Origin of the sequence: Bradyrhizobium sp. AZCC 1577 (assembly GCF_036924575.1) — a bacterium.
GTDB lineage: Bacteria > Pseudomonadota > Alphaproteobacteria > Rhizobiales > Xanthobacteraceae > Bradyrhizobium.
In genome coordinates, this window is record NZ_JAZHRQ010000001.1 from 7,329,419 (window position 1) to 7,343,490 (window position 14,072).

Genomic DNA, 14,072 nt, shown 5'->3' on the forward strand with positions numbered 1-14,072 from the left:
ATACGGTACCGTATCGACACTCGGTGGGACCGGACCATGAGCAATGCCAAAGAAGCGGCGCGAACCGGAGAGGCGCGCGCCGGCGAGGTTCGCCACGAGAGCTGGATCGAGGCCGGCTTTGAGGAAATCGCCCGGACCGGCGTCGAGGGCGTACGGGTCGAGGTGCTGGCCAAGAACCTCGGCGTCACCAAGGGCGGTTTTTACCGCCGCTTCCGCGACCGCGCGGCTCTGCTGGACGCCATGCTGCAGCACTGGAGCGCGGGCCGCATCGCCGCGATCGAGAAACAGACCAGCCTCGACGGCGCGACCGCGCGCGAGCGGCTGAAGGCGCTGATCGCGCTCTATTCCGAGCGCATGAACACCGAGGCCATGGCGGTCGAACTGGCGATCCGGCAATGGGCCCGCTCCGACGAGCTGGCAGCCAATGCGGTGGCGAGCGTGGACGCTGCGCGGCTGAAGAATGTCGGGCATCTCTATCGCGCGACGGGACTGGCGGCCGAGGAGGCCGACGCGCAGGCGTTCCTGTTCTACTGCTTCGTGTTCGGGCAGAGCCTGCTGTTTCTCGAACGCGGCCAGCGCAAGCGCGCGCAACTGGTGGCGAAGTCGGCCGAAACATTGCTCCGCGAAATATAGGCGCGGCCGAAACCTCCGGCCGCGCCCACGTCGATTGCTGGCTAGGCCGAGCCCTTCAGCTTCTTGTTGCATTCGCTGTAATAGCCGCCGCCCTTCTGGATCCACTTCATCCCACCATTGGCGTTGCTGGCCTTGTTGGCGTTGTATTGATCGAGGCAGGTGTGGAAGCGCTGCTTCGTCGCCGTCTCCTTCGAATATTTTGCGTCGACCGCGCTCGGAAAAGTTGCGGGGCCGGACGGCGCCGCCGGTGCGGCTTCCTTCTTGGCAGCCGTCTTCTCTTCCTTCGGCGCGGCGGCCGGAGCCGCAGCGGCGGCAGCGGGCGCGGCGTCGGCGCCGCACTGGGCTTTCCGGAAGTCGTTCCACTTCTGGCCGCCGAGCGTGCCGGCGGCCTTCGCAGCCTGGTATTTGGCGCTGCATTCCTGCGCCGTCAGGGCATTCGCCTGCGAGGTCATCGCAAACGCAGCCAATGCCGACAGCGCACACGCGCCCAGTATTTTTGCCTGAATAGTCATCCCTGGTCTCCTTAGGGCAGTAGTCATCTGCGGTGCCCATCCTAGCGCAACCACAGCTTGCGACAACGCATCGGACGAACCCTGCGGTAAAAATTTTCTGACGGCGAAGAGGCGCGATTCGTCGTGGCATTCAGCCCGTGTTCAGCCAACGCTACGGGACGTTTGTGCAGGCATTGTGCAGACGCTAGCCACGCATTGCTGCAATCGCGTGACGCATTTGTCCGGTGCAAGCGGATTTGCCATAAGGCGGCGTGAGCCTGATCCCCGCCTCGATATCCTCCGCTATGGCCGATCGCGCCAAGATTCTCGGCACGCTCGAGACGCTTGTCGTCGGCGCCGCCGGCGGCCTCTTGTTTCTGTGGCTCAACCTGCCGGGTGGGTTGATTTCCGGCGCGATGGCTGCGGTGGGCGTCGCCGCGCTGGCGGGGCGGCCGGTCACCATGCCGGCGATCCTGACGCAGAGCGTTTTGGTGCTGCTCGGCATCACGCTGGGCTCGCTGGTGTCGCGGCAATTGATCCAGCACATGAGCGCCTATCCCCTGACCATCGGCCTGTTGGCGCTGGCGACGTTCTGCTCGACCTTCGGCTCGAGCTTCTATCTGCAGCGCGTGCACGGCTGGGACCAGACCTCGGCGCTGCTGGCGGGAAGTCCCGGTGCGCTGTCGCAGATCACCATGCTTGCCGCCGAGAAAGGCGCCGATGTCGCGGCAATCGCCGTGGTGCAGACCATGCGCGTGATCATCCTGACCGCCGCCCTGCCGCTGCTGCTCGCCTTCACCGGCGTCGCGCAGAGCGCGCCCATGGAGCTGATCAGCCTCGTCGTCGCCTCGCCGCTCGAGCTCGTCGTGCTGGCCGCCGCTGCCCTCGCCGTCGCGCTGCTGCTTCGGCTGGCAAAGTTTCCGGCGAGCTGGATGTTCGGCGCGATGATCGCCTCCGCCGCGCTGCACGGCACCGGCCTGATCGAGGGCGGCCTGCCGCCCTGGATGCGCGGCGTGGCGCTGGTCGGCATCGGCGCCGTGATCGGCACGCGCTTTGCGCGGATCAGCAAGTCGACGCTGCTCAGCCACATCAATGCCGGGCTCGGCTCGTTTGCGGTCGCGATTCTCATCTCCTCCATTTTCGTCACGGTGATCGTGCTGAGCACTTCTGTGCGCTTCGCCGACGTCGTGGTCGCCTTTGCGCCGGGCGCGATGGACGCCATGCTGGCGCTGGCGCTGACGCTGCACATCGATCCGATTTTCGTCGGCGCCCATCATCTGTCGCGCTTCGTGTTCGTCTCGATCACCACGCCCGGCATCGTGCACCTGTTCGGCCGCCCGCAGGAGGACGTGGACGATTAGATGAGGTCGATTTTTTGCGGCCGATCCGCTCGTCGTCCCGGCGAACGCAGGGCCCCATAGCCACCGCTTGCGGAAATGGCGCTACGCGAGACGGCTTCTTCTCACAACAAACAGTCGTGGTTATGGGTCCCTGCGTTCGCAGGGACGACGGGATCGAGGCGAGGACCTCTCAACATGTCGCCCCTGCGAACGCAGGGGCCCATACACCGCGGCCCGCGCAAAGGGCACAAGGGGCGACGGCTGCCCTTCGACAATGTAGGCTGGTGATTGGGTCCTGTTTTTCGCAGGGACGACGACTACTGCGACCGAGCTACGCCCGCTTCGCCGACACGATGCCCCACATGGCGATCGCCGCCATCGCCAGCGAGATCAGCACGTTGTAGCCGGCAAGCGAGAGCCCGAGGAAGCGCCACTGCACCTCGTCGCAGCGGATCACCTTCACCGTGTCGAGACGCTGCAGCAGCGTGCCGGCGGTGCCGAGGTCGGCCAGCGGGCCGGAGCAATCGGTCGGGCCCTGCCAGAATTGCCATTCGACGCCGGCGTGATAGCCGCCGAGCCAGGCATTGGCGAGCGCCGCCAACAGCAGCACCGCAAACCCGGCCAGCGCTACCTGCCGCGGCGCCCCGCGCGACGCGGCAAAGGCGATCACGAGGCCGAGCGGGACCGCCAGATAATAGGCGTAGCGCTGTTCGAGGCAGAGCGGACAGGGGCGGATATCCAGCACGAGCTGGAAGAACCAGGCGCCAGCCAGCGTCGCCGCGGCGACGACCGCGATCGCCAGTGCGGCAACGACGACCGGATCGGCGGGATGGCGCGCGTGCGACGAATGGAGGGCATCTGACGTCACGGATGTGCTCCGGAGCATGGGTTCATGCTCAAAATAGGCATCAGCCTCCTATCCCGCCACCGCCCAGGTGTCGAGACACACCACAATCACTTCCACGCGGGTTGACCCGGAAGCGCCGCCCGCTATATTCCGCCGGCTTCGCCGCACCGGCCTCCGGGCCTCGCGTCCGAAGGCCCCTGTGGCGGAACTGGTAGACGCGCTCGACTCAAAATCGAGTTCCGCAAGGAGTGCTGGTTCGATTCCGGCCAGGGGCACCACGCTTCGCTGCTTTGCAGCTTCGGCTAGGCAGGCGGCCGACAGCGACGGCTAAATGGTAAGGCCGCGCTCCCAGCTTAGCGACGCCTCGAACATCGCCATCGCCGGAGCCGTAGGCGGCAAGGACTCGGGAACGATCAGCTTGATCTCCTTGGCGAGTTGGGCCCCTTCAATTCGAAGCGCGGCGAGCTGCTCTGTAGCGACTTCGTCAGCAACTGACGCTTCCATGACAATCGACGCACCGTGGCCGGCGCGGACTGCGCGCTTGACAGCCTCCGTATTGCCGAAACCGTCAATGATGGTCAAAGATTTCGCGAGTGGACCGAGTTGCTGACGCAGCAGATACCCCGTGCCGGTCCCGGATTCACCGCCCAGCAGCGGCTCGCCTTGCAGTTCGGCCACGGATACGGAGCCAAGCCTAGCCCAGCGGTGATCAGGTCCGACGATGACGACGAGTGGCTCCCTCGTCCAGGTGCGCGCGGTAAAGCCGGGCCTGCCGTCCCACCATTCCATCGCTGCAACATCAGCCTCGCCCCGCTCCAGACGGGCGGCGACATCTGCGTTCGATCCAATCCATTGTTCGACGGGAACGCCGGCACGCTGCCGAAAGACTGCAATGTGGGGCTGCAGCAGATAGGTGCCGACGTTGCTCGATGCCGCCAGGCGCAGCACCGGGAGATGAATTAGGCTGCGCACGCGGGAGGCCGTCTCGACCAGCGAGCGTGCCAGTGGAAGGAAGCGCGCTCCTTGATCGGTCGGCATGGCGCCGCCACGCTGCCGTACCACCAGCGGCGCAGCCAAGACTTCTTCAAGCTGGCGGATGTGATCCACGATGGTGGAAGGCGCCAGATCGAGCTGGCGCGCGGCCGCACGAACGCCGCGGGCGGCGATCACCGTGACGAACGAGCGAGCATGGGTCAGGTTCAGCATTTCATGCGGTCAATGCAGGATTTCCTAGGCGCACCGGCCTGTTGATGAGCCCGCCAGGCACCTTGCCGGCGAGCGCCTCGATGATGCTGGTCGCAGCGGATAACTCGATCTCGCGACGCACCGACATCACGGCCGATCCGGATGTGGTGTCAACACGGTCCGGGCGCCCGGCCGAATCAGCCTTGCGTCGATCGTTGCGGGCCGTTCCTGCCGCGCCCAATCCTCGCATTCGAAAACGTCGGCGGCATATCCGCTGAGCTGACCACTCTCGAGCGCATCGGCTACGGCCGCTTCATCGACCAGCGAACCGCGCGCGGGGTTGACGAGCAGCGCCCCGCGCCGCATCCGGCCGATCGCTTCGGCGTCGATCAGGCCGGTGGTGGATTCGGTCAGCGGCAGGCCCAGCACCACGAAGTCGGCGAGCCCCAGCACGTTCTCCAACGCCATTCCCTCGACACCGGGGCTCTCGAACGGCTCGGCGTCATACGCAATGATGCGACAGCCGAATCCCGAGAGCCGGCGCGCGATGGCCTGGCCGACGCGGCCGAACCCGACGATTCCCACCGTCGAGTTGTCGATGCCCGTGCCGTAAAGCTGGGGCCGCCAGCCAGCGAATCCCACTGTGCGAATTCCGGCATCGCCGGCCGGAATATGCCGTCCAAGCGCGATCATCAGTCCGATGGCCAGTTCAGCCGTCGGCTCGGTGAGAAGATCCGGCACGATTGTCACCTGGACGCCGCGTTCGCTTGCCGCATCCACATCGATATTGTCATAGCCCTTCAAAGCGGCGCCGATAACCTTCAGGTTCGGGCATCGCGCGAGAAAGGCGCGATCGACGCAATCGGTCATGAATGCCATGAGCCCGGCCGCTTCCCTGCAGCGTTCGATTACCTGGTCATAGCTCCATGGCTCGGGCCCATCGTTGGCAACGACGCGAGCAACGCCTTCGAACGCGACGCGCGTCTCGGGGAAGACCCGGTTTGTCAGCACAATAAGCGGCAATTCTGTCATCGGGAGACTATTACTTGAGCGATTTTCGCAAGTACGCGCCGACGCTGTCGACAATGACGACGCAGGCGAGGATCGAAAGCAGGATGGCCGACACTTGGCTGTAATTCAGTAGCCGCAGCGCCGAGATTAGTTCGAAGCCGATTCCCCCTGCACCGACGATGCCGAGCACGGCGGAAGCCCGGAAGTGATATTCCCACCGGTAGATCGTAACATCGGTGAGTTGCGGCAGGACTTGCGGCAGAACAGCGTGCTGGATGACCTGTAACGGCGTCGCGCCCGCGGCGCGAGCCGCTTCCAGCGGCTTGGGATCGACATGTTCGATGGCCTCGGCATAGAACTTGCCAACCATGCCGACCGAATGCAGCGCCAGCGCAAGGACGCCGGGCAGCGCGCCGAAACCGACCGCCGCGACAAACAGAACGCCAAGGATGATCTCCGGCACCGAGCGCAGGAAAGCGAGGAATGTCCGCACGGCCAGATAAACAATTGGGTGCGGACTTGTATTGGGCGCAGCCAGAAGGGCGAGCGGCAGGGAGAAGGCCACTGCGAGCGCGGTGCCGGCGATCGACATCGCAAGCGTATCCAGAAGCGGCCGCAGCCATGACTGCCAACGGCTGAAATCCGGCGGCACCATTTCGGAGGCCAGCGTACCAATCGCCGGCCCGCTTTCCAGAAACCGTTGCGCGTCGAAGAAGCCGGTGGCCGCCAGGGCTGCGACGCACGCAGCGACGATCAAGCCGACGAGGCCCGCCCCGCGCAAGGCGGAGCGGCGTTGCTCCTCAAGAATGGCGTCGAACGTATGGGAAACCGATTTCATCTTTTTACAGCTTGGCTACGTCGAGCTGGAGCACTTTCGCCATGTCGCGCAACACGTCGTAATCCTTGTCGGTTGCGGTCGCGATGCCTTCAACGCGGAACAGCTTGAGAATGGCGGGATCCTTCAGATCAAGGAATGCCCGCTTGATAGCCTCCTTGAGCTCGGGTTTCAGAAAACCTTGCACCGTTAGCGGATAGTTCGGAATGGGTTCGGACAATGCGAGCTGCCGGATCCTGGTCGGATCAATCTTCTTGGTCTCGACTAAGACGCGATAAATCTGCTCCGAGAGAGCGCCGGCTGGCACCTGCCCGGCAGCGACGGCACGCGCGACAGCATCGTGCTGGCCGAGATGCACGACCTTGTAGTCCGCGTCGCCGATCAGCCCCTGTTTGGCGAGATGGGCGCGCGGCGCAAGATGGCTCGACGTGGAAGCCCGGTCACCGAACGCGAATGGCTTGCCCTTGATGTCGGCCAGTCCTTCACCGGACCATCCGCGTTGGCGATGAGGATCGACTGGTAATTGGGCTTGCCCTTGTCCACGCCGACACCGAAGGGCTCGATTTCAGGTGCTTTCGACTTGGCAAGCACGTAGGAGAACGGGCCGAAATATCCGACCTCGATGCGACCGAACCGCATCGCCTCAATCATCGACGAATAGTCGGTGGTGACGATGATCTCGACGGGCTTCTTCAGCACGTCCTCGAGATACTTCTTGAGCGGCTGTGCATTCTGAATGATCGTCGATGCATTTTCGTCAGGCAGCAGGGCGATCCGCAGCTTATCGGGGCTGGTCTTGTCGGCGGCAAACACCGGAGCGGCGAGCGCGCAGAGGCCGGCCGCGGCCGACCCGACAAGGAAATTGCGGCGTTGCATCATCTGATTTCTCCATTCAGATTGACGGCTCGACTAGGCCGCCTTGGCCAAGCCCTTGCGTTCCGTCGCGTAGATATGATCGAGCGTGACCGATCCGAGTTGATCCGGCGCGCCTTCGAAAACGACGCGCCCCTGCGCCAGCCCGATGATGTGATCAGCGAACCGGCGTGCCAGATCGACCTGATGTAGACTGACGATCGCGGTAATGCCGTCCTCGCGGCAAATTCGATGAAGATCCTCAAGCACCCGGACGGAGGTACCGGGATCGAGGCTTGCGACCGGTTCATCTGCAAGCACGATCTCGGGCTTCTGGGCCATGGCGCGTGCAATGCCGACGCGCTGTTGCTGTCCTCCGGAAAGCTGGTCGGCTCGGTCCAGCGCCCTGTCGGCGAGACCGACCCGGTCAAGCGCTTCCAGCGCGAGCAGGCGGTCAGCGCGTGGCAGCGGAAAAATCGATCGCAGGACACTGTGCGCGGCGAGCCGTCCAGTCAGCACGTTGTCGAGTGCCGACAGCCGGCCGATCAAATGATGTTGCTGGAACACCATGCCGGTCCGCCGCCGATGCGCCCGCAACTGGGCGCGGCTGCCGAAGATCGATCCGCGACCTTCAACACAAACCTCACCCGAAGTCGGCCGCACCAGCCCGTTGAGGCTGCGCAGCAACGTCGATTTGCCCGCGCCTGACGTGCCGAGAAGAACGATGAACTTCCCCCGCTCGAAAACGGCGGTGGTCGGCCGCAGCGCCTCGACGCCGTTGGCGTAGGTAACGGTCACGTTCTGGAGTGATAGCATGTCCAAATCCGGAAGCTGTTCGTCATTTCCGAACAAAGGCCTTCGTTGTTCGCTTGGTCTGGCTATCAACGATCCATGACGTAGGGATGACGCCGCTCGACGCAGGCCGATGCCTGACCTGCTGGCGGAACTCGACGGACGTGCTCGACTAAAAATCGGCTTTTGCAAGCAGTGGTCGTTTGATTCCGACGAGCGGCACTTGCCCTCACTGCAACGCGGCTTCGACTGGGCAAGCCGATCAACGCTTGCGCACGAACGTATCCGCACAACCGACAAGGCGCCGCCTTTGCCGCGGGCCTTTGGCGTTACCTTGAGCCCAGCGCCATGCCTTGGCGGGCTGGCTGCATCAACGACATGCAATGGTGCGTCGAAAGCCCGCGACACCCTCTTGATCAACACGATCATGACCGTTGCGACGATCAGGAAGATCGACCCGATGAAAGCCACGATGATCGGCATCAGCCAAAGGGAAAGCACGCCTCGGATGGCCGCCGATTCGGGTACATCGGGATCGTAGAGAACCGAGACAGTTTGTCCGGCGCGGTAAGCCGGCGGATTGCTGCGCAGCCCAGACTGAAATTCAATGGTGCGACCGTCCCTCGTCTGGAAGCGCACGACTGGCGCAAACAGATACCCCTTATCCTCACTGTCGCGCATGCGCACCATCTCGATCACCGACCCCGGCGTTTCAATTGCGCGCGCAATCCATGTTTTTGTTGACCAGACGCTGAAGCCCGCTCCGAGCAATAGCAGCAGGCCAACCGGTATCAGGACGAACTTGCCAATACGGCCGAGAAAAATTGCAGGATCTTCCATGAAAAGACGCGCCCTGCGGCAAACATTGTTGTAGGCGAGGGTGTGTCTTGGCGCGGACCGAAAGGTTCAATGCCCCGAGCAGGTGTCGAGGTTTACTCTTCCAACCGCCGGCCTTCCCTCATTTCTTCCCGAACGCGCCGAGCAGTCCGCCCAACAGCTTCGATGCAATCCCACCCAGCGCGCCGAAGCCGCCGGTGGCGCCGATTACGCCGGTGATGATCGGAATCAAGGTCGCCATCGTCGAGCCTGAAACCGGCGCGGTTGTGGTTGGCGCCTGACCGGCGATCGCTCCCAAATTGAAGGGCAAATTGAGAATGCCCGCCGACTGCAGCAGGGTGACGATACCGAGCATGCCGGCAGAAAGCTGCACGCTCGGCCGCGTCATCGCCGGCGCGAGCGGCTCGGCGGGCTTGTCCGGTTTTTCGGTACCCGGGAATGGCTTGCCGGTCAGCCGCTCGTACAGCAGCGGCATCAGCACGGTGATGAGATCGACCGGCGCAGCGGCGCCAGGCTGTTGCGGCGTTGCCGGCTGCGAGACGACCGGCGCCGGGACAGTGTTGACCGGTTGCGCGAGCACCGGCGTGTTGGCAATCGGCGTGACCGCCGGCGCCGGCTTGCCGGTCGCAAGCACGGTAAGAAGCTGCGTGATGTCGAGCTGCTTGCCGGTGAGCGCCGACTGCAGAATCAGCGGCAGCAGCAGTTCGAGGCCTTGGCCCGGCTTGGCAGGATCGGCGGCCATCGGTTTCTCCTTCGATAGCAACATGAGAATGAGTGGGAGCAGTTGCTGCAGGTCGAGCGCAGGAGCGCCAGCGGCGGGACCCGTCTCCGCCACCGCGACGCCGGGCTTAACGGTTTCCGCCTCGAGCGAGATGCCGAGCGCTGCCGCCGTTTCCGGCCCGACCGCGCCATCGACGACCATGCCCTCGGCTTCCTGGAAACGCAGCACGGCGGCTTGCGTGTTCAGTCCGAACTCGCCGTCGATCAGGCCGGGATCGAAGCCTTTCGCGGCCAGCGCCGCCTGGATGCGCGCAACCACGGCCATATCCATGTTCGGCGCACCGACCTCGTAGATGACGGCAGGCGGGCTGACCTTGATCGGCGCGGCACTGTCATAGGAGATGCCGGGAATCAGGATGCCGGTATGCCAGCCGCGGCCATGCACCGTGTCCGCTACCACGCCGTAACGCCGTCCCTTTGCCTCGATGGTGCCGCCATTGCCGTCGCATACAGCGATGTGGCCCATCTTGCCCGGACCCGGCGGATAGCGGAGCACGATGCCGCCGACGGTCGCCGCCGCCTCCTCCACCGAAACGCGTTTTCCGAGTCGCTCGAGGTCGGCCTTCCAGGCGCCGGTATAGGCATCAGCCTTCGCCGGCTGTGCCGTGTGGTCGACGCAGCCGTAAAGCGTGCCGGCTTCCTGATAGACCAGCCATGAGACGAACTCGGCGCAGTCCCACGGGCCATGCCAATGCGGATCGTCTTTCGGCACCTGCGTGTTGACATATTGCTCGCCGATATGCGCGCGGGCGCGCTGCACCAGGCCCGCACCCGAGGGCACACCGCTCGCGGGCGGCTGGGCAATGGCTACGGCTGGCAGACCGTCGAAGAAGGCGTCGGCGCTGCCGGCCTTGTACATGCGATGGGCCTGACGCCACTGCTCCTCGGTCAGGTTATTGCCTTTGCCCGACTCGCGGCCAGCAATGGCTTTCAGCAAGGCGATCGCCTGCACGGGATCGTCGACCATCTCCTTGGTCAGGATGGCGTTCGGATCATAGCCCGGCACGCCGAAGCCGTGCGCGCCGGTCCACTTCGTTCCAGCTTCGCCGATCCGCATGCCGACATAGCTGCGCGACAACAGGTCGAAGTTCGAGGCGGCGCCGTTCACCGGCGAGGGAAAGCGTGCGATCTTGTGGCCGCCACCGATGATCCCATAGCCGGTCTGGCCGAAGCGCGCGGCGCGCGCACTGGGATATTGAGCGCCGGGATTGTTGTAGCGGAACGAAGCGACCTCGCTGCCTGCAACGTCGTCGCGATTGTCAGCCGTCGAGGGGTCGGTAGACCTGCCGATTTGACCCATTGCGCGCTCCCCCGTTTGTGTGCCTGCTGCCAGTTTCCTCTTCGCCGATCGCTGCGTCCTCGGCCTCGGTTTGCTGCTCATTGGCCGGCCCAGATCTGCCCTTTCGGCACGATGATCCGATCGCCCGGCCAGTGACACCGGCCGGACGCGTTGTCCGCACTATCGATATTCGCTTGCGCAGCCGGAGCATGACAGCTCACGGCGAACCGTGAAGAGCTTACATCGTTTTGCAGCCTTCACGTGTGAGCTAGCTAACAGTTGCGATGCAGGTCACCTGCAATTCGACATCCCACCTGCCGCGCCTGAACGGGATAGCGTTCATTGCCGCGGCTGCCGGCGCGACAGTCGATTGCGCGCCGGCGCCGGCCCAGATGCGGGCCATGGCATTACGGTGGCAGTGCACTCAATTGGCGCGTCACGCCTTCGCTGGCATCACCTGCGATTAGGCACCGTAGTTCGCATGATAGCCTTCCACTTAGATGATGCGTGGCAGGGCGGCGCCCGCTGCGTGGTCGATGACGTAGCGCCAGGTGCCATCGGACTGGCGGCGGACCAACTCGACCGAGCTGCCGGACGCCACGATGGAGCCGTCCTGGGCGCGCAGTTCCCAATCTGCGCGCAGCAGAGCGACGTCACTGTGCTGGACGCAAAAGTTATTGCGCGACGTCATTGTGCCGGATGCTTGCAGGAGGCCCTGCAACGCACTAGCGATCGCGTCGAGCCCTATCAGACTTCGCTCGCTTCCATCCACGCGCAGGACGGCATCCACCTCGTAAAGCGCGAGCAGATTGTCTATGTTACGGCTGTTGAAGGCTTGAGCGAATGCCTCATTCATCTGGGCTGGCTCAGTCACGGTCATGTCTCATCTCCTCGTTGGGGAGAAGAAAGGAAGCACGTCCGTTCAGTGCTAACCAAACGGGAAGGAAGCCGCATTGTCATCTGCTGCGCTACGATTAGAACTCGACAATCCGCAACCGCGTCGCCCCGCTGATTGCCCGGTCGAGGATTGGCTGGCCTTCCTGGGCCACCGGTGGAACGCGCTTGTGCTCTGGCACCTGAAGGACGGCCCGAAACGGCACGGCGAGCTGGCGGAGCTTCTACCCGGCGTATCTCCGAAGGTGCTTTCTGAGCGTTTGGATGGGCTTGAAGATCGAGGCTTGGTGCTGCGCTCCCCAACCGTCGCGTTCCCACGGCGCGTGACCTACTCGCTCTCGCTCAAGGGCACCGAGCTCCTAAGCATCCTCGATCGGCTTGAGCTTTGGTCACGCCGGGATGATCGAGCGGCTGCTCGGTCGCATGACCACGCAAGCTGACGGAGTTAGCGCAGAAGCGTGATCGCCCGGCACACCAGTAAGCCCGCTCTCACCCCTCCCGATACCAGCTCGCTAGCTGCCACAAATCGTTGTCCCAGCCCGAGATATGCGCGGTCAGCTTGTTGCCGAGCGCCGCGACCCGGGTCCGGGAGGCGATGGGCTGGATGTAATTGTCTGTCACGACGAGGTCGTTGAGCTTGATGAACAGCGCCGCGCGCTTCACCGCGTCGAGCTCCCGTTCGGCCTGCTTGTAGATCTCGTCGTATTCCTTGCTTTGCCAGCGCGAGACATTGCGCCCCTGCCACTTGTTTTCCTTGTTCGCCACCTGCCACGACACATACTGGTTCATGAAGAACTGCGGATCGGCTTGCGGCATGGTGGTGTTGTACATCTGCGCGTCGCAATAGAAATGCGTGTAGGTGTCGGGATTGGCGGCGTCGGAGGAGAAGAACACCGATCCCACCACTGACTTCAGCTCGACGTCGATGCCCGCTTTCTGGCACGCCTGCTTGACGATGGCCTGGGTCTTCTGCCTGGGCGCATTGATCGAGGTCTGGAACACGAACTTCAGCGGCTTGCCGTCCTTGGCGCGAATACCGTCGCCGCCCTTTTTCCAGCCGGCGGCCTCGAGGATCTGGTTGGCCTTCTCGATGTTGAATTCGAATTTGGTGTTTTTCGACCGGAAGCGTTCCGGGTTGTTGAGAAAGTTCGCGGTGGCCCGCGCCGTGCGGCCATAGATGAATTTCTCGATCGACGCGCGATCGATCAGGAGATTGACGGCCTGCCGCACGGCCGGATCGCTGAACAGCGGATGTTTGGTCTTTATGCTGGCGCGCTCGCCGTCGACCTCGATCGCGGGATCGGTCGAGTTGAGCTGCATGAATTCGACATTGCCCGACGGGGTGATGTTCACCCTGCCCTTTCCAGCGGCTTCCAGCTTCAGCAGGATGTCCTCTTCGACCAGCATGTTCCAGGCATAGTCGTATTCGCCGGACTGCAGCACCGCGCGCGCCGCCGACACCGCGTCGCCGCCGCCCTTGACCTCCACCTCATCGAACTGCGGCCGGTTGGCGACGTGGTAGTTGGGATTGATCTTGCCGCGGAGCATGTCGCCCGGCTTGAAATCCACGAACAGATAAGGGCCGGTGCCGACCGGCTTCAGATTGTGCGGCGCCTCGCGCGACCTGGCGCCGACATAATCCTTGAACAGGTGCTTCGGGATGATCATGCCGTAATTGCCGACAAAGGCATCGGCCCAGAACGGCGTCGGCTTGGCAAAAGTGAGGCGGACGGTGAAGTCGTCGATCTTCTCGACCGTGATGTCCTTGTAGTTGGCAATCGAGACCGCCGCAGTCTCCGGCGTTTTGGCATATTCCCAGGTGAAGACGACATCGTCGGCCGTGAACGGCATGCCGTCATGCCATTTGACGCCGCGTTTCAGCTTCCAGACCACAGAGCGGCCGTCTTCGGCCAATCCATGATTCTCCTTGCTCGGAATCTCGGCGGCGAGGATCGGTACCAAATTGCCGTCGCCATCCCATCCCGCCAGCGGCTCGTAAAAGATCCGGCAGCCTTCCTGGTCCTTGGTGCCGACGGCGAAATGGGGATTGAGCAGGGTGATGGCCTGCCAATACAGCAGTTTCAGCACGCCGCCGCCGCCGGCCTTGGTCGGCTTGTAGGGAAGCGCGGTCGCAGCCATCGCGACCCCCGACTGGCTCAGCATCATCCCGGCCATCGGCGCCGTCAGGCCTGCGGCGATCATTCGCTGGACAAAGGCCCGCCGCGACAGCCGGCCAGTCTTGACGTCTGCAATCAGGTCTCGAAGTTGCCGTTCTTTCATGGGGGGCCGACTCCTC

At 63.7% G+C, this 14,072-nt stretch carries 14 protein-coding genes, 1 tRNA gene and 2 pseudogenes; 5 read left to right on the top strand and 12 right to left on the bottom strand.

Going from position 1 to position 14,072, the window contains the following annotated elements; translation table 11 throughout:
* The first annotated feature begins 36 nt into the window (after positions 1–36).
* Positions 37–633, top strand: a complete 597-nt coding sequence (locus V1278_RS34710; protein ID WP_334366486.1) for a TetR/AcrR family transcriptional regulator — start codon at positions 37–39, stop codon at positions 631–633.
* Positions 634–674: 41 nt separating this feature from the next.
* Here the strand turns inward: V1278_RS34710 and V1278_RS34715 are convergent, their stop codons facing one another.
* Positions 675–1,145, bottom strand: coding sequence for a hypothetical protein (locus V1278_RS34715; RefSeq protein WP_334366485.1), 471 nt, complete (start codon positions 1,143–1,145; stop codon positions 675–677).
* A gap of 251 nt (positions 1,146–1,396) precedes the next feature.
* Between V1278_RS34715 and V1278_RS34720 the strand changes: the two genes are divergently transcribed.
* Positions 1,397–2,485, top strand: a complete 1,089-nt coding sequence (locus V1278_RS34720; protein WP_442893706.1) for an AbrB family transcriptional regulator — start codon at positions 1,397–1,399, stop codon at positions 2,483–2,485.
* A gap of 310 nt (positions 2,486–2,795) precedes the next feature.
* Here V1278_RS34720 and V1278_RS34725 read toward each other — a convergent pair whose 3' ends face one another.
* Positions 2,796–3,332 (bottom strand): disulfide bond formation protein B, encoded by a 537-nt coding sequence (locus V1278_RS34725; RefSeq protein ID WP_334383797.1) that lies wholly within the window; start codon positions 3,330–3,332, stop codon positions 2,796–2,798.
* 172 nt (positions 3,333–3,504) lie between these two features.
* On the opposite strand from V1278_RS34725, the gene V1278_RS34730 reads away from it, so the two are divergent.
* A tRNA-Leu gene (locus tag V1278_RS34730) sits at positions 3,505–3,589 on the top strand.
* 49 nt (positions 3,590–3,638) lie between these two features.
* On the opposite strand, the gene V1278_RS34735 is transcribed toward V1278_RS34730, so the two are convergent.
* The 6 genes and pseudogenes from V1278_RS34735 to phnC form a co-directional block, all read right to left on the bottom strand.
* Positions 3,639–4,517 (bottom strand): LysR family transcriptional regulator, encoded by an 879-nt coding sequence (locus V1278_RS34735; RefSeq protein ID WP_334383798.1) that lies wholly within the window; start codon positions 4,515–4,517, stop codon positions 3,639–3,641.
* 1 nt (position 4,518) lies between these two features.
* A complete protein-coding gene (locus tag V1278_RS34740) occupies positions 4,519–4,644 on the bottom strand; it encodes a hypothetical protein (protein ID WP_334383799.1) in 126 nt (41 codons plus the stop codon).
* Positions 4,644–5,528 carry an NAD(P)-dependent oxidoreductase gene (locus V1278_RS34745; protein ID WP_334383800.1) on the bottom strand — a complete coding sequence of 295 codons (885 nt, stop codon included), beginning with the start codon at positions 5,526–5,528 and terminating at the stop codon, positions 4,644–4,646. The genes V1278_RS34740 and V1278_RS34745 overlap by 1 nt, the downstream gene beginning before the upstream one ends.
* A gap of 10 nt (positions 5,529–5,538) precedes the next feature.
* A complete protein-coding gene (gene phnE, locus V1278_RS34750; RefSeq protein WP_334383801.1) occupies positions 5,539–6,345 on the bottom strand; it encodes a phosphonate ABC transporter, permease protein PhnE in 807 nt (268 codons plus the stop codon).
* A gap of 4 nt (positions 6,346–6,349) precedes the next feature.
* Positions 6,350–7,221 (bottom strand): annotated as a pseudogene (phnD, locus tag V1278_RS34755) (phosphate/phosphite/phosphonate ABC transporter substrate-binding protein).
* A gap of 30 nt (positions 7,222–7,251) precedes the next feature.
* A complete protein-coding gene (phnC, locus tag V1278_RS34760) occupies positions 7,252–8,010 on the bottom strand; it encodes a phosphonate ABC transporter ATP-binding protein (protein ID WP_334383802.1) in 759 nt (252 codons plus the stop codon).
* A gap of 109 nt (positions 8,011–8,119) precedes the next feature.
* Here phnC and V1278_RS34765 point away from each other — a divergent pair, with 109 nt between their 5' ends.
* On the top strand, positions 8,120–8,527 hold the full coding sequence (locus V1278_RS34765) for a hypothetical protein (RefSeq protein WP_334383803.1): 408 nt from the start codon (positions 8,120–8,122) through the stop codon (positions 8,525–8,527).
* 23 nt (positions 8,528–8,550) lie between these two features.
* Here the strand turns inward: V1278_RS34765 and V1278_RS37090 are convergent.
* The 3 genes and pseudogenes from V1278_RS37090 to V1278_RS34775 form a co-directional block, all read right to left on the bottom strand.
* A pseudogene (locus tag V1278_RS37090) lies at positions 8,551–8,826 on the bottom strand (DUF3592 domain-containing protein); the annotation flags it as partial.
* A gap of 118 nt (positions 8,827–8,944) precedes the next feature.
* Complete coding sequence (locus tag V1278_RS34770) at positions 8,945–10,903, bottom strand: peptidoglycan-binding protein (RefSeq protein WP_334383804.1); 1,959 nt, start codon at positions 10,901–10,903, stop codon at positions 8,945–8,947.
* Positions 10,904–11,378: 475 nt separating this feature from the next.
* Positions 11,379–11,762, bottom strand: a complete 384-nt coding sequence (locus V1278_RS34775; RefSeq protein ID WP_334383805.1) for a YybH family protein — start codon at positions 11,760–11,762, stop codon at positions 11,379–11,381.
* Positions 11,763–11,835: 73 nt separating this feature from the next.
* Between V1278_RS34775 and V1278_RS34780 the strand changes: the two genes are divergently transcribed.
* Positions 11,836–12,216, top strand: a complete 381-nt coding sequence (locus tag V1278_RS34780; RefSeq protein WP_334383806.1) for a winged helix-turn-helix transcriptional regulator — start codon at positions 11,836–11,838, stop codon at positions 12,214–12,216.
* 49 nt (positions 12,217–12,265) lie between these two features.
* On the opposite strand, the gene V1278_RS34785 is transcribed toward V1278_RS34780, so the two are convergent.
* Positions 12,266–14,056 carry a peptide ABC transporter substrate-binding protein gene (locus V1278_RS34785; RefSeq protein WP_334366475.1) on the bottom strand — a complete coding sequence of 597 codons (1,791 nt, stop codon included), beginning with the start codon at positions 14,054–14,056 and terminating at the stop codon, positions 12,266–12,268.
* Positions 14,057–14,072: the final 16 nt, after the last annotated feature.